21 protein-coding genes and 1 pseudogene are annotated in these 21,397 nt (G+C 68.4%); 15 read left to right on the forward strand and 7 right to left on the reverse strand.

What is annotated here, in order from left to right:
- Positions 1-128: 128 nt before the first annotated feature.
- The 6 genes and pseudogenes from ACZZZN_RS08550 to aztA all read right to left on the reverse strand — a co-directional run bounded on the left by ACZZZN_RS08550 (position 129) and on the right by aztA (position 4,611).
- Positions 129-704 (reverse strand): annotated as a pseudogene (locus tag ACZZZN_RS08550) (NADPH-dependent FMN reductase).
- Positions 701-853, reverse strand: coding sequence for a hypothetical protein (locus ACZZZN_RS08555; RefSeq protein ID WP_463504732.1), 153 nt, complete (start codon positions 851-853; stop codon positions 701-703). The pseudogene ACZZZN_RS08550 and the gene ACZZZN_RS08555 overlap by 4 nt, the downstream one beginning before the upstream one ends.
- Complete coding sequence (locus ACZZZN_RS08560; protein ID WP_463504733.1) at positions 850-1,830, reverse strand: zinc-binding dehydrogenase; 981 nt, start codon at positions 1,828-1,830, stop codon at positions 850-852. The genes ACZZZN_RS08555 and ACZZZN_RS08560 overlap by 4 nt, the downstream gene beginning before the upstream one ends.
- Complete coding sequence (locus tag ACZZZN_RS08565) at positions 1,827-2,264, reverse strand: MarR family winged helix-turn-helix transcriptional regulator (RefSeq protein ID WP_463504734.1); 438 nt, start codon at positions 2,262-2,264, stop codon at positions 1,827-1,829. The genes ACZZZN_RS08560 and ACZZZN_RS08565 overlap by 4 nt, the downstream gene beginning before the upstream one ends.
- Positions 2,265-2,318: 54 nt before the next feature.
- Complete coding sequence (locus ACZZZN_RS08570; RefSeq protein ID WP_463504735.1) at positions 2,319-3,923, reverse strand: MFS transporter; 1,605 nt, start codon at positions 3,921-3,923, stop codon at positions 2,319-2,321.
- Positions 3,924-3,933: 10 nt separating this feature from the next.
- Positions 3,934-4,611 (reverse strand): zinc ABC transporter ATP-binding protein AztA, encoded by a 678-nt coding sequence (aztA, locus tag ACZZZN_RS08575; protein WP_463504736.1) that lies wholly within the window; start codon positions 4,609-4,611, stop codon positions 3,934-3,936.
- Between the two features lie 55 nt (positions 4,612-4,666).
- On the opposite strand from aztA, the gene aztB reads away from it, so the two are divergent.
- From aztB to aztD, 4 genes are read left to right on the forward strand one after another with little or no spacing between them, the layout of a single operon-like run.
- Positions 4,667-5,536, forward strand: a complete 870-nt coding sequence (gene aztB / locus ACZZZN_RS08580; RefSeq protein WP_463504737.1) for a zinc ABC transporter permease AztB — start codon at positions 4,667-4,669, stop codon at positions 5,534-5,536.
- Positions 5,533-6,810 (forward strand): ABC transporter, encoded by a 1,278-nt coding sequence (locus ACZZZN_RS08585; protein ID WP_463504738.1) that lies wholly within the window; start codon positions 5,533-5,535, stop codon positions 6,808-6,810. Before aztB ends, ACZZZN_RS08585 begins: the two co-directional genes overlap by 4 nt.
- Positions 6,811-6,813: 3 nt before the next feature.
- Positions 6,814-7,731 (forward strand): zinc ABC transporter substrate-binding protein AztC, encoded by a 918-nt coding sequence (gene aztC / locus ACZZZN_RS08590; RefSeq protein ID WP_463504739.1) that lies wholly within the window; start codon positions 6,814-6,816, stop codon positions 7,729-7,731.
- A 29-nt stretch (positions 7,732-7,760) separates the two neighbouring features.
- Positions 7,761-8,963, forward strand: a complete 1,203-nt coding sequence (gene aztD / locus ACZZZN_RS08595; protein WP_463504740.1) for a zinc metallochaperone AztD — start codon at positions 7,761-7,763, stop codon at positions 8,961-8,963.
- 79 nt (positions 8,964-9,042) lie between these two features.
- On the opposite strand, the gene ACZZZN_RS08600 is transcribed toward aztD, so the two are convergent.
- Positions 9,043-9,459 carry a hypothetical protein gene (locus ACZZZN_RS08600; RefSeq protein ID WP_463504741.1) on the reverse strand — a complete coding sequence of 139 codons (417 nt, stop codon included), beginning with the start codon at positions 9,457-9,459 and terminating at the stop codon, positions 9,043-9,045.
- 255 nt (positions 9,460-9,714) lie between these two features.
- On the opposite strand from ACZZZN_RS08600, the gene ACZZZN_RS08605 reads away from it, so the two are divergent.
- From ACZZZN_RS08605 to ACZZZN_RS08655, 11 genes are all read left to right on the forward strand, one after another.
- Positions 9,715-10,191 (forward strand): GtrA family protein, encoded by a 477-nt coding sequence (locus tag ACZZZN_RS08605; protein WP_463504742.1) that lies wholly within the window; start codon positions 9,715-9,717, stop codon positions 10,189-10,191.
- Positions 10,188-11,660 carry a glycosyltransferase gene (locus tag ACZZZN_RS08610; RefSeq protein ID WP_463504743.1) on the forward strand — a complete coding sequence of 491 codons (1,473 nt, stop codon included), beginning with the start codon at positions 10,188-10,190 and terminating at the stop codon, positions 11,658-11,660. Before ACZZZN_RS08605 ends, ACZZZN_RS08610 begins: the two co-directional genes overlap by 4 nt.
- Entirely contained in the window at positions 11,657-13,666 is a 2,010-nt protein-coding gene (locus ACZZZN_RS08615; protein ID WP_463504744.1) for an ArnT family glycosyltransferase, read from the forward strand. The genes ACZZZN_RS08610 and ACZZZN_RS08615 overlap by 4 nt, the downstream gene beginning before the upstream one ends.
- 48 nt (positions 13,667-13,714) lie before the next feature.
- The gene (locus tag ACZZZN_RS08620) at positions 13,715-14,557 is read left to right on the forward strand and encodes a DUF4397 domain-containing protein (RefSeq protein ID WP_463504745.1); all 843 of its coding nucleotides are present in this window, start codon (positions 13,715-13,717) and stop codon (positions 14,555-14,557) included.
- Positions 14,557-15,714 (forward strand): glycosyl hydrolase family 8, encoded by a 1,158-nt coding sequence (locus ACZZZN_RS08625; RefSeq protein ID WP_463504746.1) that lies wholly within the window; start codon positions 14,557-14,559, stop codon positions 15,712-15,714. Before ACZZZN_RS08620 ends, ACZZZN_RS08625 begins: the two co-directional genes overlap by 1 nt.
- Positions 15,714-16,337: a class F sortase gene (locus ACZZZN_RS08630; protein WP_463504747.1), complete on the forward strand. Its 624-nt coding sequence runs from the start codon at positions 15,714-15,716 to the stop codon at positions 16,335-16,337. Before ACZZZN_RS08625 ends, ACZZZN_RS08630 begins: the two co-directional genes overlap by 1 nt.
- Before the next feature lie 21 nt (positions 16,338-16,358).
- Positions 16,359-17,150, forward strand: coding sequence for a polyprenol monophosphomannose synthase (locus ACZZZN_RS08635; protein ID WP_463504748.1), 792 nt, complete (start codon positions 16,359-16,361; stop codon positions 17,148-17,150).
- A gap of 92 nt (positions 17,151-17,242) precedes the next feature.
- Positions 17,243-18,253 (forward strand): HAD family hydrolase, encoded by a 1,011-nt coding sequence (locus ACZZZN_RS08640; protein ID WP_463504749.1) that lies wholly within the window; start codon positions 17,243-17,245, stop codon positions 18,251-18,253.
- The gene (locus ACZZZN_RS08645) at positions 18,250-19,365 is read left to right on the forward strand and encodes an AI-2E family transporter (protein WP_463504750.1); all 1,116 of its coding nucleotides are present in this window, start codon (positions 18,250-18,252) and stop codon (positions 19,363-19,365) included. Before ACZZZN_RS08640 ends, ACZZZN_RS08645 begins: the two co-directional genes overlap by 4 nt.
- The gene (locus ACZZZN_RS08650; protein ID WP_463504751.1) at positions 19,362-20,669 is read left to right on the forward strand and encodes an ion channel protein; all 1,308 of its coding nucleotides are present in this window, start codon (positions 19,362-19,364) and stop codon (positions 20,667-20,669) included. The genes ACZZZN_RS08645 and ACZZZN_RS08650 overlap by 4 nt, the downstream gene beginning before the upstream one ends.
- Positions 20,666-21,367, forward strand: coding sequence for a potassium channel family protein (locus ACZZZN_RS08655; protein ID WP_463504752.1), 702 nt, complete (start codon positions 20,666-20,668; stop codon positions 21,365-21,367). The genes ACZZZN_RS08650 and ACZZZN_RS08655 overlap by 4 nt, the downstream gene beginning before the upstream one ends.
- Positions 21,368-21,397 lie beyond the last annotated feature (30 nt).

Genomic DNA, 21,397 nt, shown 5'->3' on the forward strand with positions numbered 1-21,397 from the left:
TAGGAAGATCCCGAGGAAGTCGACAGGACGCCCTCACCCTCACGGGGTGACATGCTCGACGGTGCGCGTTCCGGAACCGGCGGAAGGGTCTCGCTGGAGCTCCGTGACTCCGCCCGAACGGACGGTGCTCAGCTCTCGGTCGAGCGCGGCAGAACGGTGAGGACTCGTTCGACGTGGTCGCGGAATTCCGCCATGTAGTCCCGCAGGAATGTGGCAGTACCCGCATTCTTCACGGTGCCGTCATCGGCGAAGGTATCGGTCGAGAACTGTATGTACGCCTCAGGCGCCGTCATCTGCCGGGCATTGCAGAAGCTCAGGACACCGCGCAGGCTCTGCTGTGCGACCGCCGTGCCGATCGCACCGACGGACGCGCCGATCACGGCCGCGGGAATGTGGTCGAACGAATTCTGCCCCCACGGACGAGATGCCCAGTCGATCGCGTTCTTGAGTCCGCCCGGGATCGATCGGTTGTACTCCGGTGTGACGAACAGGACCGCATCCGCCGAGTCGATGGCCTCTTTCAGCGCGACCGCGACCGGCGGGTAGTCCGCGTCGTAGTCCTGGCTGTAGAGCGGGAGATCTCAGATCGGGATCTCGAAGAACTCCAGGTCGTCCGGCGCCAGACCGATCAGCGCCGTCGCGAGGACGCGGTTGATCGAGGTGGACGAGAGACTTCCGACGAAGTATCCGACGCGGTAGGTCATGACAGCTCCTCTTCTCGTGTGACGTCTCCTGCGACACCGGATTCAGTCTCGTCCTGCCGCGCATCGACGTCCAGTGGCGTCTGCTCCGATCGCTCAGCGGCGCGGGCCGCGAGCACCCGGGCCTGAGCGATCTCGAGCGAGCCGATCATGTCAGCACCACGCCCTTGCCCCCGACGACGCCGGCCTCCATGTCGCGGTGCGCCTGTACGATCTCGTCCATCGCGTAGACGTGACCCACCGGGATCCGGGCCAAGCCCGCGGCCACCGCGTCGAGATAGTCCTGCAGCACCTGCGCATCGAGGTCGGAGGCCTCGCCCGAGTACGCCGTGAGCCGCACCCCATTGGGAAGCCAGTCCATCGGATAGAACTCCGGGATGGTCCAGTCGTCCGACAGCATCCCGGTGAAGCACACGGTGCCTCCCGTGCGCACGGCCCGGAGAGTGTCTCGCATGACGTTGACGCCGACCAGCTCGACTGCCCCGTCGACGCCGCCGGGCACCAGCTCTCGCACCAGGGAGGCCACTTCGCCGTCGTCGATGACGATGTGATCGACGCCGATGGATTCGAGCAGGGGCCGTGCCTGCTCGCGGCGGGTGGTGGCGATCACCGTGAGTCCACGCAGCTTCGCGAGCACGGCGGCGGCGAGCCCGACCGACGACGTGCCGCCGCGGATGAGCACCGTCTGTCCGGGCTGCGCCTGCAGACCGACCTGGAGAGAGCCGTTCGCGGTCTGCAGCATCTCGGGCACCGCTCCCAACTGCTCCCACGGCAGCTCGCTGCGGAACGGGATCACCTGCGCGGCCGGCACCAGGACGTGCTCGGCGTAACCCCCGTCGAACTCCCGTCCCATGCCGCCCATCATCGTCATGACCAGCGTTCCGGGCGCGAACTCGCCTCCCGGCGCTTCCACCACGACGCCGGTCGCCTCGATGCCGGGGATGCGCGGGAAGCTGCCGCTGTACGCGGCCCCACCGCGGAAATGCAGCTCGGAGCGGTTCAAACCGAACGCCTTCACCCTGATCAGCACCTCGCCGCTCGTGGGCGTAGGCACGGGAACGTCACGGAACTCGAGGGCCTCCGGACCGCCGGGATTCTCGACGACCACCGCTCGCATGGTGTCGCTCATGACACGTCTCCCTCTGCGATCCGCGCCTGGAGTCGCGTGAGGAGTTTCGTCGCCGCCGTGAGGTCCTCATCACCGATGGCCCTGTCCAGAGAGCGGACGAGAGTGCCCTCGCCCTCGCTCCTCGCCCGCTCCCCCGCCCCTGTGAGCGAGAGGAGCGACGAGCGTCGGTCCTCCGGATGCGGTGCTCGTGCCGCCAGTCCGTCGCGCTCGAGCCTGTCGACGAACTTGCTCGCCGCGCCGATCGTGATCCCGAGGTCACGACTCAGTTCGTTCACCCGCGCTGCGGGCGAGTGCCGCGCGATCACCCGCAGCGCCTGCAGCGTTCCGAGACCCATGCCGGTCTCGCGCTTGATGTCGCGCTCCGCGGCGTTCCAGAGGTCGGTCTCGTACCGGACGAGTGCGTCGAAGAAGTCCATGACATGGTCAACGCGCACCCCGTCGATTGCATTCCCGGGAAGCTACTTATCAGGAATGCACTCCTCCGAAGCTCAGCGGAGATCACCTTCGGACACATCCGTGTCCCGCCGCCGGTTCCCCGACCCCAGCGAGATCGTAGACAGCAGTCCGAGCGAGAGGAATCCCGCGGCCGTCCAGGCCGCGAAGCGCGTGCCGTCGGAGAACGCCGCCTTCGCATCGTCTGCGATGTCGGCCGTCTCGGGCTGAGCCTCGAGTCCGCTGATCGCCGCACCCGCGCTGTCGACCACGGACGACACGATCTGGTCTCGCTGATCGGCGGGCAGCCCGCGAGCATCCAACGACGACGCGAGGATGCCCGCGGTGCTCGTGAAGAGCACGGTTCCGAGCACTGCGACGCCGAGCGCGGCACCCAGCTGGCGCGACGTCGACTGCGTGCCGGAGGCCGCACCGCTGTCGGACACCGGAACGTCGGCCAGTACGACCCCGGTGAGCTGGGCGGTCGCGAGTCCGACGCCGAGTCCATAGACGAACAGGAACGGGATGAGGGGCACCCATGAGGCATCCGGAGCGATGACGAGCCCGACGCCAGCGACCCCGATGATCTCGGCGATGAGACCCGCGCGCACGACCCACACCGGAGCGATCTTGCCGCTCGCGGCGCCCGCCGCACCGCTGGCGACGAACGAGCCGCCGGCGAGCGCGAGAAGCAGCAGACCCGTCTGGAGCGCGTCGAAGCCGAGCACGAACTGCAGCCACAGGGGCAGCGCGAGGATGATGCCGAACTCACCGAGCGACACCACGGTCGCTGCGATGTTGCCGTTGCGGAAGGAGGGGATCGAGAACAGCCGCAGCGCGAGGAGCGTCGAGCGGCCCCGCCGCTCGCGGTGCACGCCCCACACGATGAACGCGACGAGCGCCAGAAGCGCGAGGGCGAACGCGAACGGGATGGGCGACAGGTCGAACGGCCAGGTCCAGTCACCGATCTGCGGACGCTGCTCGACCAGCCACCACCCGTAGGTGCGTCCCTCGATCAGGCCGAAGACGAGGCTGCCCATGGTCACGACGGAGAGGATCGCCCCCACGCCGTCGATCTTCGACGTGCGGTCGCTGCGCGATTCGGCCACCGTCAGCAGAACGCCGATCACGATGATGATCCCGAGCGGGATGTTGATGCCGAACGCCCATCGCCACGAGAACGCCGTGGTCAGCCAGCCTCCGAGCAGCGGACCGACCGCAGCCATGCCTCCGATCGTCGAGCCCCACACCGCGAAGGCGATGCCGCGTTCGCGACCGCGGAACGTCGCGTTGATGATCGACAGCGTGGTGGGCAGGATCATCGCGCCTCCGACGCCCTGCGCGAGACGCGAGAGGATGAGCATCCCTCCGTCAGGCGAGAGCGCAGCGAGGACCGACGAGGCAGCGAACACGACGACGCCGATGACCATGACACGGCGTCGACCGAACCTGTCGGCGAGCGTGCCGAACACCAGCAGCAACGCGGCGAACACCAGCGTGTACGACTCCTGCACCCACTGCACCTCGGTCGAGGTGATGCCGAGATCGTCGACGATCGCCGGGATCGCGACGTTGACGATCGTCGAGTCGACGATGATCAACGAGACGGCGATGCTGATGAAGACCAGTCCCACCCAGCGAAGACGTTCGTATCGTTCCATGACTACTAGCTTAGCTAGCAAAAAGCTCCGGCGGGTCGAGATCGGCCATCACACGCCCCTCGCTCAGACGAACGATGCGGTCGGCGTCTCCCAGCAACGCCGTGTCATGCGAGACGCAGGCGACGGCGACGCCGCGGTCCACCTCGTCGCGCAGAACCTCACGGATGCGCAGAGCACTCTCGGCATCCAAGCCTGTCGTCGGCTCGTCGAGCAGAAGAAGGTCGGCGCCCCGCGCGAGCCCCTGCGCGAGCAGCGCGCGTTGCTGCTGCCCACCCGAGAGGGTCGCGAACGGAGCCGATTCGAGTGCTGCGACACCCGTCCGCGCCATCGCTCGGTCGATGAGATCTCGCGCGACGGCATCCACGCGACGCCACCAGCCGAGGCGCCCCCACGCCCCCACGCTGACGACATCGCGCACCGTCACCGGAAGACGCTCCGGGATCGAGGTTCTCTGCGGAACGAAGGCGACCGCGCCGGCGACCGATCGCTCCCCCGCCCTCGGCTCACGCGTGCCCGCCACCACTTCTAGAAGCGTCGACTTGCCGGCTCCGTTCGGCCCCGCGATCACCACCAGCTCACGCGCTGAAAGACGCAGGTCCACACCACACAGCACATCGCGCCCGTCGAAGGCGACATGGATCTGCGACAGGCGGGCGGTCGTCGTCGCGGCCGTAGACGGTGGATTCATGGCTCTCACTTTACGAGTTTGATAATCATTATCAAAAACCTCTAGGGTCGGTGACGTGACCTCCACGCTCTCCGCTCCCCTGGCACCCTTCGCGCTCGACTTCGTCCAGCGCGGGTTCATCGGCGGTGCACTCGTCGCGGTGCTGTGCGGAGTCGTCGGCACCTGGGTGGTCATCCGCGGCATGGCCTTTCTCGGCGAAGCGCTCGCCCACGGCATGCTCCCCGGCGTGGCGCTCGCCACGGTGACAGGGCTGCCGGTCCTCGCCGGCGGCGCACTGAGCGCGATCGCGATGAGCGTGGGCATCGGTGCCCTGCAACGCCGCGCCAAGCTGTCGTACGACACCAGCATCGGCCTGCTCTTCGTCTCGATGCTGGCCCTCGGGGTCATCGTCATCTCGCATTCGGGCAGCTTCGCCACCGACGCGACGGCCATCCTCTTCGGCGACATCCTGGCCATCACCACGAGCGACCTGGTGCTCTTGGCCGCCGCCGCCGCGATCGGCGTCGCGGTGGCGATCATCTGCCACCGGTCATTCGTCGCGCTGGCTCTCGACACCCGCATCGCCTCCGTGCTGGGCCTGCGCCCACGACTCGCTCAGGCCGCGCTCGTCGGACTGGTCACCCTCGCCGTCGTCGCGTCGTATCAGGCGGTGGGATCGATGCTCGTGGTCGGGCTTCTGCTCGCCCCGGCCGTCGCCGCGGGCCACTGGACGACTCGCATCCCGAGCCGGATGCTGCTCGCCTGCGTCTTCGGCATCACCGCGGTGGCGCTCGGCCTGCTCGCCTCGTGGTACCTCGCGACCGCCGCCGGGGCATCCGTCGCTGCCGCGGCCATCGTGCTCGCCGGAGCATCGTGGTCGACGCGCGCCGCGATCGACGGCATCCGTCCGGCGACCCATGCCGCCGAGCCCGCCCTGTCGCGATGACCGCGCACCTCTCCCCCAGTTCGATCCGAAAGGCCCCTGTGCACTCCCGCATCACCGCTGTCGCCCTGCTCGGCGCTCTCGCTCTCACACTCGCGTCCTGCGCGGGCCAGCCGACCGCTGAACCGACGGCCGGGCAGGCCTCCGCGACAGGAGAAGCGGGACACGGCGCGGTCGCCGGCGCCGAAGAGCTCGCCGAGCCCCAGCTCGGCCTCACGACCATCGACCCGGAGGGGCTGGTGACCCACCTGGATCTGCTCGACGAGAGCGTGACAGAGATCGGCGAGGTGACGCCGCCCTCGGCGGTGGCGACCGACGGGCGATACCTCTTCGCCGACACCGGCGGCGGGGTCGAGATCGTCGACAGCGGTGTCTGGACGTGGGATCACGTCGACCACTTCCACTACTACCGTGCCGAACCGGGTTTGCTCGGCGCGGTCAGCGGCGAGGGACCGGCCTCGATCACCACGACGAACAGCTCTACGACCGGTGGCACCGGCATCTCGTTCGCCACGTCGGGTGACGCCGTGCTGCTCGACACCGAGGCTCTGTCGAAGGGCGAGATCCGCGAGCTCTTCCGACTCGAACGCGAACCGCACGATGGGCTTGTCGTACCCGTCGGATCGTTCGCGCTCGTGTCCGACGCCGACGCCGGAGCCGTGACCACGATCGCCGCCTACGACTCCGACGGTGAAGCGGTAGGCATCGAGCACCCGTGCGTCGACCCCGCGGGAACCATCACGACCCGCGTGGGTGCCGTCATCGGCTGTGCCGACGGCGCACTGCTCGCGCACGTCGACGGTGGCGATCTGAGCATCGAGAGCATCCCCTTTCCAGACGGTGCAGCACCCGCGGCGATCTCGACCTTCGACAACCGAGAAGGTCGCCCCACTGTCGCAGCCCTCGCTGGGCCCACCGACATCCGCCTGCTCGACACTCGGGAGCGCGCATGGACTCTGCTGACGGCTCCCACGCCCTTGGCGCAGGTCACTGCTGTCGATGACGAGACCGGGCATCTGCTCGCTCTCGCCCAGGACGGCCGGATGCTGGTGCTCGACGCTGCCGACGGATCTCTGCTCGCCGAGACCGCTCCGCTGGTCGCCGGATCCCTGTCGGCAGGTGCTGCACCGACGCTCATCGCCGACCAGCACCGCGCGTACCTCAGCGCCCCGGCCGAGCGACGACTGTACGAGATCGACTACGCCGACGGGGCACGCATCGCCCGCACCTTCGACACCGCCACCGAACCGGCCTTCATCGCCGAGACAGGACGCTGACCCATGCGGCTCACTCGCCTCCTGACCGCCCCAGCCGTGCTCGGTCTCGCCGCGCTGCCCCTCGCCGCCTGCGCGCCCCCCACAGACGACCGTCCTCTCATCGTCGTCTCCACGAACATCCTCGGCGACGTCGTCGACGAGATCGTCGGCGACCAGGCGCAGGTGGTGACGCTCATGAAGCCGAACGCGGATCCGCACTCCTTCGAGATCTCCGCACAGGAGGCGGCCACCCTGCGCGAGGCCGACCTCATCGTCTCGAACGGTCTCGGACTCGAAGAAGGGCTGCAGCAGCATCTCGATGCCGCAGCAGCCAGTGCAGTCCCGCTGTTCACCGCCGGAGACGCGATCGACGTCCTCGACTACAGCGCGGGCGACGCCGCAGGGATGCCGGACTCGCACTTCTGGACCGATCCCGCACGGATGACCGACGTCGTCGACGCGCTCGAACCCGCCCTGGCCGAGATCGACGGGATCGACGCCTCCAGGCTCTCGACGAGCGCGGAAGACTATCGCGGTGAGCTCGAGTCGCTCGACGGCGAGATGTCCGCCGCATTCGAGAGCATCCCGGACTCTCGCCGGGCACTGGTCACCAACCATCACGTGTTCGGCTACCTCGCTCAGCGCTTCGACTTCACGATCGTGGGCGCCGTGATCCCCGGTGGAACCACGCTCGCTGCCCCCTCGGCATCCGACCTGGCCGACCTCGTCGACGCGGTCGAGCAGACGGGAGTCTCGGCGATCTTCGCCGAATCGTCCTCCCCAGACCGCCTCGTCCAGGCGCTGGCCGCAGAGGCCGATGTGCACGTCGAGGTGATCGAACTCTTCACCGAGTCGCTGACCGAAGAAGACGGCGGCGCTCCCGATTACCTGACCATGATGCGCGCCAACACCGAGCGCATCACCTCCGGTCTCACCAGCTGAGACCTCCCTCAAGAAGAAGGAAACACAGTATGAAGACATCCTCTTTGCGACGAGCGGCCATGGGAGCGCTCGCCGTCGGAGCAGTCGTCGCCCTGGCCTCGTGCTCCTCGTCGACGAGCACGCCGACGAGCGAGGGCGAGACTCCTGCTCAGGCAGCCGGACCCCGCCTGGCGGTCGCCTATGACGGCGGCATCCTGGTGCTCGACGGCGAGACGCTCGAGACGGTGGACGACTTCGAGTCCGAGCCGTTCACCCGGCTCAACCCGGCGGGCGACGACCGCCACGTCATGGTGACCATGAGCGAGGGCTTCCAGGTACTCGACACCGCCGCGGGCTCCACCGACGACGCGGCGCTCACCGACGTCGTCTTCGCCGCAGACACTCCCGGTCACGTCGTGCGTCACGGCGGCAAGACGATCCTCTACGCCGACGGCACGAGCGACACCACGATCTTCGACACGGCCGATCTCGCCAACGCCGACGGTCTGCCCGTGACTCGCACCGTCGACGGCGTCGAGGCCCATCACGGCGTCTCCGTGCTGCTCGAAGACGGCACGTTCCTGACGACTGTCGGCAACGCGGACGGACGCAACGGCATCGTGGTGCAGGATGCCGACGGCGCCGAGATCGCCGCATCCGACCAGTGCCCCGGTGTGCACGGTGAGGGCACGGCCGCGAACGAGACCGTGGTCTTCGGCTGCGAGAACGGAGCTCTCCTCTACTCCGACGGAGAGATCACCAAGCTCGACGCCCCCGACCAGCCCTACGGACGCATGGGCAACGCCTGGGTCAGTGAGACCAGCCCCATCATCGTCGGTGACTACAAGAACGACGTGGACGCCGAGGGCTACCTGCTGAGCGCGGTGACCCTCATCGACACCGAGGCGAAGACCTACGAGGTCGTCGATCTGCCCGCCGGCGTCGAGTACACCTTCCGCGATGTGGTGCGCGGCCCGGAGGACCTCGCGTACATCCTCGCGTCCGACGGATCGATCCACGTGCTCGACCCGCAGACCGGTGAGATCACCGAGAACTTCCCGGTGGTCGACCCGTGGGAGAGCCCGGCCGAGTGGCAGGACCCGCACCCCGCGATCGTCGTCGCCGGCGACATCGCGTACGTGACGGAGCCCGCGGCGAACAGTGTGCATGCTGTGGACCTGACGACGGGCGAGGTGATCGCCAGCGCAGAGTTGGAGGTCACTCCGAACGAGCTGGCCCCCGCGGCAGGCTGACCGTCGAGATCGACCGACCGCACGACCGCGGCGGGTGGGAGCGTTCACGCTCTCACCCGCCGCTGTCGTAGGTGAGGGGCTACGGCCGCCCAGAGGAGTCTTCGCCGCTGCGCGCCGCGAAGACCATCCGCACTCCGCCCCTGACCAGCATCAGCACGATGATCAGCCCCGTGACCGCGAAGAATCCGCCGAGGTGCACCGCCTCGCCGAAGAGCAGGTCGACGAGCTCCAGCACCGCGAACTTGCTGCCCGGCATGAGCACGAGGAGCGATGCGATGTTCACGACGCGCACCCAGAGCGAGCGGGCGTCGCGGATGCGGGCGACGATCCGCTTCTTCATCAGCGTCACCACCTCGAGCACGATCTTGAGGAGCACAGCGGTCAGGAGCGACAGGACGAAGGATTCAGCGATCACCTCGGGGAAGAACTGGACGAAGAGTCCGAGAACGACGAGATAGACGAAGACATCGACGAGGTCGATCGGCCGGATGCGCACAGCCCTCAGGGTAGGCGATGGCTCCGCCCGGCGAGCGAGGGCGGTGCGAACGAACAGATGCCAGGTCTCTCGCTCGGCTAGAGACCTGGCATTCGGGCTGACGCCCGTCGCAGCATGTGCGAATCGTGAGTTCTGCTCATCTCCGAGTCGAAGCGTCGACGGTTCTCCAGCGAGGCGTCGTGATGGTCCGAGAGCGATTTCTCGGTCGGGCGAAATAATCCAATCCGCACCGCGGGAGGCCTCCGAACCGGCTGTATGACGCTCACCCCCTCCGCGCCATCGCTCCTGCTGTCTCGCCTCGTCACCGCGGTGCGAGAGGCCGCCCCCCAGCTCGCCACTTTCGGCGGTGTCGGGATCATCGCCTTCGTCGTCGACGTCGGCGGGTACAACCTGCTCCGGGCCACCGTGATGCCCGACCAGGTCATCTGGGCGAAGGTGATCTCGGTGGCCGTCGCCACCGGTGTCGCCTGGCTCGGCCATCGCTACGTCACCTTCCGCACGACCCGACGGCCGGCGGTCGCGAAGGAACTCGCGCTGTTCATCCTCGCGAACGGCGGCGGTCTGCTCATCGCATCCGGATGCCTGTTCGTCTCGCACTACATGCTCGGATTCACCTCGCCCCTCGCCGACAACATCTCGGGAAACGTCATCGGGCTCGTCCTGGGCACCCTCTTCCGGTACTTCACGTACCGATTCCTCGTGTTCCGCGCTCCTCAGGAGGCAACATCGTGATCTACCTCTCGTCACTCATCCCTCGCCGTCTCGAGAGCGACCCCGCTCCGGGGCCGCTCCTGACGCCCTCGCCCGATCAGGCGCCGGCCCCGCAGGGCGTGCCCAACCGCGAGGTCCTCGACCCCGGACTCATCGAGGCGCAGCAGAACGCGGGCGATGTCGACTGGGCCTCGGTCGTCGGGTACTCCGGCCTGATCCTCGTGGCCCTCGCCCTGACGGTGATCGCCGTGACGACCCTCTGGTGGATGCTCTACGCCTGGCGCTCCAAGAGCACCTACGACAGCACAGCCTTCTCGAAGGAGCCCCGTGCTCCGCAGCACACCTTCACTCTCCTCGTGCCCGGACGGCACGAAGAGGAGGTGATGGGGCAGACGCTCGACGCGCTGGCCGCCCAGACGCACCCTGACGTGCAGATCATCGCGATCGTGGGAGACGACGATCCCGGTACCACCGCGGTGGTGCGTGCGGCAGCCGCACGGCATCCCGATCGCATCGAGGTCGTCGTCGACGACAGCGTGCCCAAGAACAAGCCCAAGGCGCTGAACCGGGCGCTGCCCTACGCCGCCGGCTCGATCGTCGGCGTGTTCGACGCCGAAGATGAGGTGCACCCCGAGCTCCTGCGTCACATCGACTCGCGCTTCACCGAGACGGGAGCCACGGTCGTGCAGGGCGGCGTGCAGCTGATGAACTTCCGCAGCACCTGGTGGTCGCTGCGCAACGTGCTCGAGTACTACTTCTGGTTCCGGTCCCGCCTCCATTTCCACGCAGGAGCGAAGTTCATCCCGCTCGGTGGCAACACCGTGTTCGTGAAGCGCGATGCCCTCGAGTACAACCACGGGTGGGATGCGGAGTGCCTCGCCGAGGACTGCGAACTGGGAGTGCGTCTCTCGAGCCAGGGAGAGAAGGTCGTCGTGGCCTACAGTCCTGAGTACGTCACCCGCGAGGAGACGCCCGGCACGCTGAAGTCGTTCTACAAGCAGCGCACGCGCTGGAACCAGGGCTTCCTCCAGGTGCTGCGCAAGGGTGAATGGCGTGCGCTCCCCACCCGCGGACAGCGCCTCTTCGCCCGATACATGCTCGCGATGCCGTTCCTGCAGGCGGCGACGGGGTTGCTGATCCCGCTCTCGGTGTTCCTCATCCTCGTGGTGAAGGTGCCCACGATCGTCGCACTGCTGACGTTCATCCCCCTCGCACCGACGATCGTCACGGTCGCCGTCGAGATCGCCGGACTCGGCGAGTTCGGCAGGCTGTACGGGCAGAAGGTGCGGGTGATCGACTACATCAGACTGGTGCTCGGGACCATCCCCTTCCAGGTTCTCCTGGCGGGAGCGGCGATCCGCGCGGTCTTCCGCGAGTTCCGCGGCGAGCGCGGCTGGGAGAAGACCGAGCACACCGGCGCCCATCGCGATGAGGAGTCGATGCCCACAGGCGCAGCCTCCGTGCGGATCCCCCAGGAGGTGGCAGCGTGACCACGACACTCGATAAGCCCGTGCAGGCGGATCCGACCGATCGGGCCATGCCGTCGGCGGAAGCAGAAGGATCCGACCGCGGCCGGGGAGTCCTCAGCCGCCTCAGCGGCTGGATGCGTGCACACGCCCGTGACCTCTTCTGGCTCGTCCCGGTGCTGGCCGTGAGCGCCGTCGTCAACTTCCTCAACGTGGGCGGAGCCCCGCAGCGGATCGACGACGAAGGCACCTACACCGCACAGGCCTGGGCGGTCACCCACCTCGGCGAACTCGCCCACTACACGTACTGGTACGACCACCCGCCGCTGGGCTGGTTGCAGATCGCCGGATACACCCAGCTCACCGGGGCGTTCGAGCGCTGGGACATCGCGGTGCTCGCCGGGCGAGAGGCCGTGCTGGTCGCGGCCCTCATCTCGGTGGCTCTGCTGTGGGCGCTCGCCCGGCGACTCGGGATGTCTCGCGGGGCCGCCGCAGCCACCGGCCTCCTGTTCGCCCTCTCGCCCCTCGCCGTGCAGTTCCACCGCACCGTCTATCTCGACAACATCGCAGTGCCGTGGCTGCTGCTCGCATTCTTCCTCGCGACCAACCGGCGCGGCCAGCTCGCTGCCTTCGCCGGCTCCGCTGTGGCGTTCGGCATCTCGGTGCTGACCAAGGAGACGTTCCTGCTCGCCCTGCCGCTCCTGATCTGGGTGATGGTGCGGTCGGCACGGAGGGAGACCCGCCGCTACACGCTCTCGGTCGCGGCCAGCATCCTCGTCCTGATCGGGGGCAGCTATCTGCTGCTCGCAGCGGTCAAGGGCGAGCTGTTCAGCGGAGCCGGACGAGTGAGCCTCATCGAGGGCATCACCTTCCAGCTCGGCTCGCGCGAGGGCAGCGGCTCGATCACCGACCCCGACTCGCTGATCAATCGCACGCTCGGTATGTGGTGGCAGCTCGACCCCGTCGTCATCGTCCTCAGCCTGCTCTCTGCAGGCGCGGCGCTCTTCCTGCCCCGCCTCCGTCCGTATGCGGTTCTGGTACTGGCCATGACGGCGTTCATGTTCCGCCCGGGCGGATACCTGCCGGTGCCGTACGTGATCATGCTGATCCCGTTCGGCGCGCTCCTGATCGCCGGGGTCGTCGACTCCGCGATCGCCCGGCTCCGTCGCACAGGCGCGAGCCGCAGACCCCTGGCCACAGGCGCGGTAGCCGTGGCCGCGGTCGGTGCGATCGTCGCGGTGCCGCTGTGGACGACGCAGCTGCGCGGATTCGTGCTCGCCGATCTGGACGCGCCGCTGCGCAATGCACAGGAGTGGCTCATCGAGAACGCGTCCACCGATCAGCGTGTGATCGTCGACGACGCGATGTGGGTCGACCTCGTCAAAGCCGGCTGGGATCGCGACAACGTGATCTGGTACTACAAGCTCGACACGGATCCCGCTGTGCAAGCCGACTCGCCCAACGGATGGCGTGACGCCGACTACGTCGTCACCACCGACTCGATGCGGACGTTCCCCGGAGCATTCCCGCAGGTGCAGGAAGCCATCGACAACTCCGTCGTCGTCGCCACGTTCGGCGAGGGCACGCAGGCGGTCGATGTGCGACGAGTCACGATCGACGGCGCAGAGCAGGCGGCCGCATCGCTCGAGGCCGCTGCCGAGAACCGCGCCACCCTGGGCTCGGCGCTCGCCACCAACCCCGAGGTGCAGCTGAGCACCGCCGACAGGGATCGCCTGGCGGCCGGGCAGGTCGATGAACGGATCATCGCCGTTCTCGCGACGCTCGCGGGCGCCGGCTCGGTGAGCGTCACGGGGTTCCCCATCGTGGACGGCGAGGACGGCGGGACCTTCCGCCAGCTCGCACTCTCGGCGATCGCGGCATCGCCCACCGTCGTCGACGGCGAGCTCAGCCCCGATGCGGAGGCGCTCGTCAGCTCACTCACGGGGGTCTACGCGCCCGCATCCGTCGAGATCGACGGCGACGACGTCATCCTCCGCTACCCCGTCTCGCTGCAGCCGACACTGCCCTGAATCACGCACCACCGATCACCGGATCCACCCCCATCGAAGGAGCACATCATGAAGATTTCACGATTCCCGCACCTGACCGTCGCCACGGCGACCGGTGCGACGGCACTGCTCGTCCTCGTCGCCGCGCCTCTGCCCGCAGCGGCCGCGACGAACCCCGCGGCGAGCGCTGCCGCGCCCGCCGCCGTCAGCGAGCAAGCCGGCTGGCTGCGTCTGGGCCATCTCTCGCCCGACACCAAGTCCGTCGACGTGCGCGTCTCCGCGGTCAGCGGTGGATCCACACTGTTCGAGTTGGACGGCGTCGGGTACGGAGACGTCTCCGACTACCGGGAGCTTCCCGCTGGTAGCTACACCGTGAGCATGGTCCCCGCCGGCGCCTCCGGATCGAGCGTCCCCGTGATCTCGGAGACGGTGACGATCGAGAGCGGCACCGCGACGACCGTCGCCGCCTACGGGCCCACCGCGGACCTTCAGGTCCGCGCGTTCGACGACGATCTGACGGAGCCCGCCGCGGGCGCCGCGCGCATCCGACTCATCCAGGCGTCGACGGTCACCCCCGAGGTCGATGTCACGACCGCACAGGGCGACGCCATCGCGCAGGATGCCAAAGCAGGGTCAGCCACCGGGTATGCGGAGATCCCCGCAGGCGACTGGACACTCGACCTCGCCGGGGACGGGGTCGCGGACACCGCCGATGTGTCGGTCACCCCCGGCAGCGTCACCACACTCTTCGTCCTCGACACCTCGAGCGGCGGACTGACCATCCTGCCCATCCTCGACAGCGCATCCGTGGGCGACGTCCCCGACGGCGGCGTCGACACCGGCGGCGGGTACCTCTCCTCCTCGGAGGTGACATCGATCACGCGCGCGAGGTTCATGGGCGGGGTGCTCTGATGCGCCGCAACACGCTGATCCTCGTCGCAGCGGGAGCCGTGCTGGTGACCGCAGGTACCGCTGCGGTCGCCGTCGGGCTGAGCACATCGGACCATGCGCCGCCCGAAACCGCGCCGGAAGCCACCTCGACAGCACTCCCCCCTTCCGACGCCGAGGCTCCTGATCTCGACGCGCCTGACCTGGCGACCGCCTTCCTCGACACGTGGGTCGAAGAAGGCCGGGTCGTCCGGCACGACGAAGGCGGCGACACCGTGAGCGAAGGGCAGGCATACGGCTTGTTCGCTGCGGTGATAGCGGAGGACGAGGAGAGATTCGACGAGATCTGGGAGTGGACCCAGGACGAACTCGTGCGCCCCGACGGGCTGATGGCCTGGCGTTGGGATGACGGCGAGGTCGTCGACGACGAGCCGGCATCCGATGCCGATCTCGACGCCGCCCGCGCCCTGGTACTCGCGGGTGATCGATTCGGACGAGAAGACCTCCACGCGGACGGGGTCGCGCTCGCCACGGTGATCGCCGATCGCCTCACCGTCGTGACCGAGCGCGGGCGCATCCTGCTCCCTGGGCTGTGGGCTGCGGATCGCGAGCCCTACGCCTACAACCCGAGTTATGCCTCGCCCGTCGCATTCGAGATGCTCGGCGCCGCGACAGGAGATCCGCGATGGGCCGAGCTGCAGGCAGGGAGCGCGGCCGTGACGAGCGAGATCCTCAACACCACCGATCTGCCGCCGGACTGGGCGCAGGTGCACGCAGACGGCCTGATCGAGCCGATGCCCGGTCCCCTCGGAGAAGGGGACCCTGTGCAGTACGCCTTCGACGCTCCCCGGCTCCTGCTTCGCTACGCGGAGTCGTGCACACCGGGAGACGTCGCACTCGCAGGACTCCCGTACTCGACGCTGGACCGCGAGCCGGACATCTCTGCACGACTCGATCTCGGCGGTGGCGCGCTGATCGACGAGCAATCCGCTCTGGGGTTCACCGCTCGGGCGGCGTCCGCTCAGGCCTCGGGAGACGACACCGCTGCCACGTCCGACCTCGAACGCGCCGCTGACCTGGCGACCGAGTTTCCGACGTACTACGGGGCCGCGTGGGTCATGCTGTCGACGGCGATGCTCACGGACGACGCCCTCGGCGGTTGCGGGATGGGAGCCGCCTGATGTCCAGGAGCAGCGCGACCCGATCCGTCATCGCCGCGGGAGCACTCGCGCTCGCGCTGCTTCTGAGCGCCTGCGGTACGACCGACGCGGCCTCCTCACCGTCCGCGACGTCGCCGTCGAGTGACGCGTTCTCCGCCGGTGGCCTGCAGGATCCTTCGATCCCGGAGCCGGCGTCCGATGCCGCACCCCCCACCCGGGTACAGATCCCCGCGATAGGCGTCGACACGACGTTGGAGAACCTCGCGGTCGACGCGAGCGGACGCCTCGCCGCCCCTGCCGACTTCGACCTCGCCGGCTGGTACGCCGGCGGCGTCGCGCCCGGGCAGGTGGGCCCCGCGATCATCGCCGGCCACGTCGACTCCCCGACGGCCCCCGCCGTCTTCGCCGACATCGGCGCGCTGGCCTCGGGAGACGAGATCGTCGTCACCCTGGCCGACGATTCCGCGCTCACCTTCGTGGTCAGCGGCACGACCCAATCCGCGAAGGCCGAGTTCCCCACCGACGAGGTCTACAGCAACGTGCCCACGCCGGAACTGCGACTGATCACCTGCGGCGGAATCTTCGACTCCTCCACCGGCCATTACCTCGACAACCTCATCGTCTTCGCGGAACTCCGCGGCTGACCCCTGGCGAAAGGATCCACCATGAACGAGACACTCGTCATCATCCCGACCTTCAACGAGATCGAGAACATCGAGGCGATCGTCGATCGAGTCCTCGCATCAGCCGACGCCGACATCCTCATCGTCGACGACTCGTCCCCCGACGGCACGGGAGAGGTGGCCGACGCGCTCGCCGAGCGTCACGCACAGGTCAACGTCCTGCACCGCACCGAGAAGAACGGGCTGGGTGGCGCCTACCTCGCCGGCTTCGCCTGGGGGCTCGAGCATGACTACTGGGCGCTCGTCGAGATGGATGCCGACGGTTCGCACCGTCCGGAGGAGCTTCCCAAGCTCGTCGACCAGCTCATCGACCACGATCTCGTGCTCGGATCACGATGGGTCCCCGGCGGCAGAGTGGTGAACTGGTCGCGCCACCGCGAGGTGCTGAGCCGAGGAGGAAACCTCTACGCCCGCCTCGCCCTGGGTATCGACGTACGCGACTCGACGGGCGGCTACCGGGTGTTCAGCGCCGCGGCACTGCGCCGCATCGACCTCGCTCACGTCGCATCGCAGGGGTACTGCTTCCAGGTCGATCTGCTCTGGCGGGCACTGGAACGCGGTCTGCGCGTCGTGGAAGTGCCCATCACGTTCGTCGAGCGCGTGCACGGTGAATCGAAGATGAGCGGCTCGATCGTCTCCGAGTCGCTCGCTCTGGTGACCTGGTGGGGACTGCGCCGGCGGCTGACCGCGATCGGCCTGTTCCTGCGTCACGGCCGCAGGTTGGGCTCGGTGCGCGCCCTGTCGCATCGGATGCTCCCGCCCGTCCGCCCCTGAGGTGGGATCCTCCCGACGTCGACGTGCTCGTGGCACGCCCTCGCCCGAAGGGGGTGACTGGCCTGCCTCCGACATCTCCGCGCGGTGTCAGGATGGCGGTCGGACGAGCCGCGAGGCGCACGGGTATCGAGAGGATCGAGATCGCGATGGACGAGTCGGAAGAGCTGCGATCATGGCGTCAGGGTGGCGCACGCGCCGCCATCGAGGACTTCGTGTCGTCCGTGGTGGCCGGGCCCGACTCCGTGCCTCCGGAAGAGCGCATCGCCGTCTTCGACAACGACGGGACGCTGTGGTCGGAGAAGCCGATGCCGACTCAGCTCCACTACGTCGTCGAGCAGTGGCGGGTCGCCGCAGAGCTCGACCCTGACCTCGCCCAGAAACAGCCCTATCGTGCGGCCGTGACCGGTGACCTCGCCTGGCTCGGATCGGCCATCGACAAGCACTACTCCGGCGACGACTCGGATCTGGGCGTCATCCTTCAGGCCCTCGGTGGTCTGACCGACGGCGTCAGCGTCGAAAAGTACGCCGAGTCGGTCGCAGAGTTCTTCGCCACGGCGACACACCCTCTGCTGCAGCGGCCCTACGCCGACGCGGTCTATCAGCCGATGGTCGAGCTGCTGCGCTACCTCGAGCGGCATGGGTTCACGTGCTACATCGTGTCGGGCGGCGAGCGCGACTTCATGCGGCCGATGACGCAGAGCAATTACGGCATTCCGCCGGAACGCGTGATCGGCTCGGCGTTCGGCCTCGGTTACGACGCCGAGAAGGCGGTGGTGCGCTATGCGCCGTCTCTGGCCTTCTTCGACGACGGGCCCGAGAAGCCGGTGCGGATCTGGAGTCGCATCGGGCGTCGACCGCTCTTCGCGGCAGGCAACTCCAACGGCGACATGCCGATGCTCGATTTCGCCCGCCGTGGCCCCCGCCCCGGTCTCGCCCTGCTGATCCACCATGACGACGATTCCCGCGAGGATGCCCCGTATGACGCGGGAGCTGAGATGGCCCTCGCCGGTGCATCCGATGCCGGATACCTCGTCGTGAGCGTTCGCGACGACTGGAAGACGGTGTTCCCCGGGTCCCCCGGATCAGCCGCAGACGTGCCGTGAGCACCACGCGCACCGCCGGAACCCACGTCCTCGTGGTGCTGGCGTGCGCGACCGTCGCACTCGTCGGAGTCTGGCTGCTCCGAGACGTGATCGCTCCGCTCGCCGTCGCGCTGGTCGTGGTCGTGATCTGCAGCCCGGCGAGCACCGCGCTCGTGCGGCGCGGCTGGCCGCGAAGCCTCGGCGTGGCCGCGATCATCGTGCTCGCCTATTCTGTGCTGCTCGCGATGGGCGCGCTGGTCTGGCTCGCGGGAGTGCAGTTCGCCCAGTTACTCGGCGATCTCTCACCTGGCGGAGACCTCACGCACGTCGCGTCGCAGGTGGACAGCTGGATCGCTCAGAGCGCGGGAGTGCCAGGCGCTGACGGCGAGGATGCCGCACGCACCGTCGTTCCCGCTCTCGTCGCTCTCGCCGGTGGCCTCGGCAGCGCGGTCTTCGGCATCGCGGTCGCTCTCTTCCTCGTCTGCGCCTATGTGGTCGTGATGGCGGTGGATGCCGGGCGATACCAGAGCGCCTCGACCGTCTTCGGCGCTCGCAAGGCCGAGACGATCGCAAGGATCTCGCGACTGAACACGAACATCCGCCGCTACTACGTGGTGAACACCGTCTTCGGCGCCGTCGTCGCCACGATCGACGGCCTCGCGCTCTGGTGGCTCGAAGTACCTGCCCCCGTGCTGTGGGCCGTGCTGGCCTTCGTGACGAACTTCATCCCCAACATCGGCTTCGTCATCGGACTCGTGCCGCCGGCGATCCTCGCCCTCGCGGTCGGCGGGTGGCCGCTGCTGCTCGGCGTCATCGCCGTGTACTGCGTCGTGAACGTCGTGCTGCAGGTTTTCGTCCAGCCCGCGTTCGTGAGCGATGCGGTCGGCCTGAGTGTGACTCTGAGCTTCTTCGCCGTCGTGTTCTGGACGGTGATCATCGGTCCGGTCGGCGCTCTGCTCGCTGTCCCGCTGACGCTCCTGACACGCACGCTGCTTCTCGAAGGCAGCGACGACACACTCTGGCTGCGATGGGTCTCCGGAGACCGCGGCGCCCGCCCTTCACCCGAGACATCGATTCCCCACGTGGTCCGGCGCATCCCCCGGTACTCAGAGCGCGTCAGGCGGCCGCGATGACCGACGGAATGTCCGGTGCCGCGAGGGAGCTGCCGCCCTGGACCCTTCGTCGCCTGCTCATCCTGTCGCTGCCCTGCGTGCTGATCGGCGTCGTCTCCGCGCTGATCCTCTTCGGTCTCGACGAGCTGGCGGCGGTGCTCCAGAGAGCACTGTGGACGGGGCTGCCCTCGCTCACCGGCATCGCCCCGGACTCACCGTGGTGGATCCTCTCCGTCCTGACCCTCACCGGACTCGCGGTCGGGCTGGCGATACAGCTGCTCCCCGGGCACGGCGGCCGCGACTCGGCGACGACCGATCTCATCGCGCCGCCGCTGCCTCTGACCGCGCTGCCCTCTCTGACCCTGGTGACTGTGCTCGCCCTCGCCGGCGGGGTGAGCCTGGGACCGGAGAGCCCCATCATCGCCATCAACACCGGCATCCTCGTCGCCGCATTCGGCAGCCTGTGGCCGGGCATCTCCCGCGAGCTCATCGTGCTGGTCACCGCGGCCGGCACGATCGGGGCGCTGTTCGGTACGCCGGTCGCCGCTGCACTGGTCTTCACCGGGGTCGTCGGCTCGATGGCGACCGGAGCGCTGTGGGACAAGCTGTTCCTGCCGCTGCTCGCCGCCGGGGCAGGGGCCGTGACGATGTCGCTGCTGCATCATCCGGAATTCGCGGTGCCGCTTCCCGCCTACGACACCGTCGCTGTGATCGACCTGCTGAGCGCGAGCGTCATCGCGCTCATCGCCGCTGCCATCGGCATCGGCGCTGCGGCCGTGTTCCCCCTGCTGCACCGCGGGTTCCGGCTGCTTCGGCATCCGGTGCTGTATGTGACGCTCGGCGGTGCACTGCTGGGCGTGATCGGAATCATCGGCGGTCCGATCACCCTGTTCAAGGGGCTCGAGCAGACGGCCGCCATCACAGAGAATCGAGCCGACTACAGCGTCACCGAGCTCGCCGTCATCGTCGCGGTCAAGGTGGTCGCTCTGATGATCGCCGCGGCCGCCGGGTTCCGTGGCGGGCGGGTCTTCCCCGCTGTGTTCATCGGAACCGCGATCGGCGTGCTGGCGAACGCTGTGCTCCCCGACATCCCCGTGAGTCTCGCGATCGCCAGTGGGGTGCTCGGGATGGTGCTCGCCATCGCCCGTGACGGCTGGATCGCGCTGTTCATCGCCGTGGCCGTCACCGGCAGCGTCACCGTGCTCGCCGTGCTGTGCATCGCTGTGCTTCCGACCTGGCTCCTCGTGTCGCGCGCGCCCGAGATGCTGGTCCACACGCTCCCGGAGGTATCGCCCGCGCAGGTGCGACCGGAGCCGGCAGGATGAGCGGGCCGATCGTCGCCGCCCCGGACCCGGCGGATGCCGAGACGGCGCTGGATCGCTGGGAGTCGGCCGCGACCGTTCCCCTGACCGTGCTCGGCATCGGGTTCATCGTCGCCTACTCCGTGATCGTGCTCGCGCCCGAACTCCCCTCCTGGGTACGCATCATGCTCGCCGTCGAGATCGCGATCACCTGGCTCGCGCTGGTCGTCGACCTCATCGTGCGAGTGGTGCTCACCCCCACCGGTGAGCGCACGGCCTTCCTCGTTCACCATCCCGTCGAGGTTCTGTCGGTTCTCATACCGCTGTTCCGAGCGTTCCGCGTGGTCGAGCTCGCCCGAGGACTCCCCTATTTCCATCGCCGCACCGGCAGTGCGGTCCGGGCCCAGATCATCACCTTCGCCCTCGCCTACACCGTGCTGTTCGTTTACTTCATCTCTCTCGCCACGCTGCAGGTCGAGCGAGGCGCTCGCGACGCGACGATCGTCGACTTCGGCACGGCGATCTGGTGGGCATGCGTCACGATCGCCACGGTCGGCTACGGCGACACCTATCCGGTGACGGCACTCGGCCGCGTCTATGCCGTGTGTCTCATGATCGGCGGCATCGCGATCGTGGGCACCACCTCGGCCCTCGTCATCTCGTACATCGGAGATCGCGTGCGGCGGATCACGCACCGCGATGACGGTCGGGAAGAGATCTGACTCTCGTGCGCCCCTCGCCCGCAGCGGGTG

The sequence above is a fragment of the Microbacterium sp. AC145 genome (assembly GCF_979258505.1).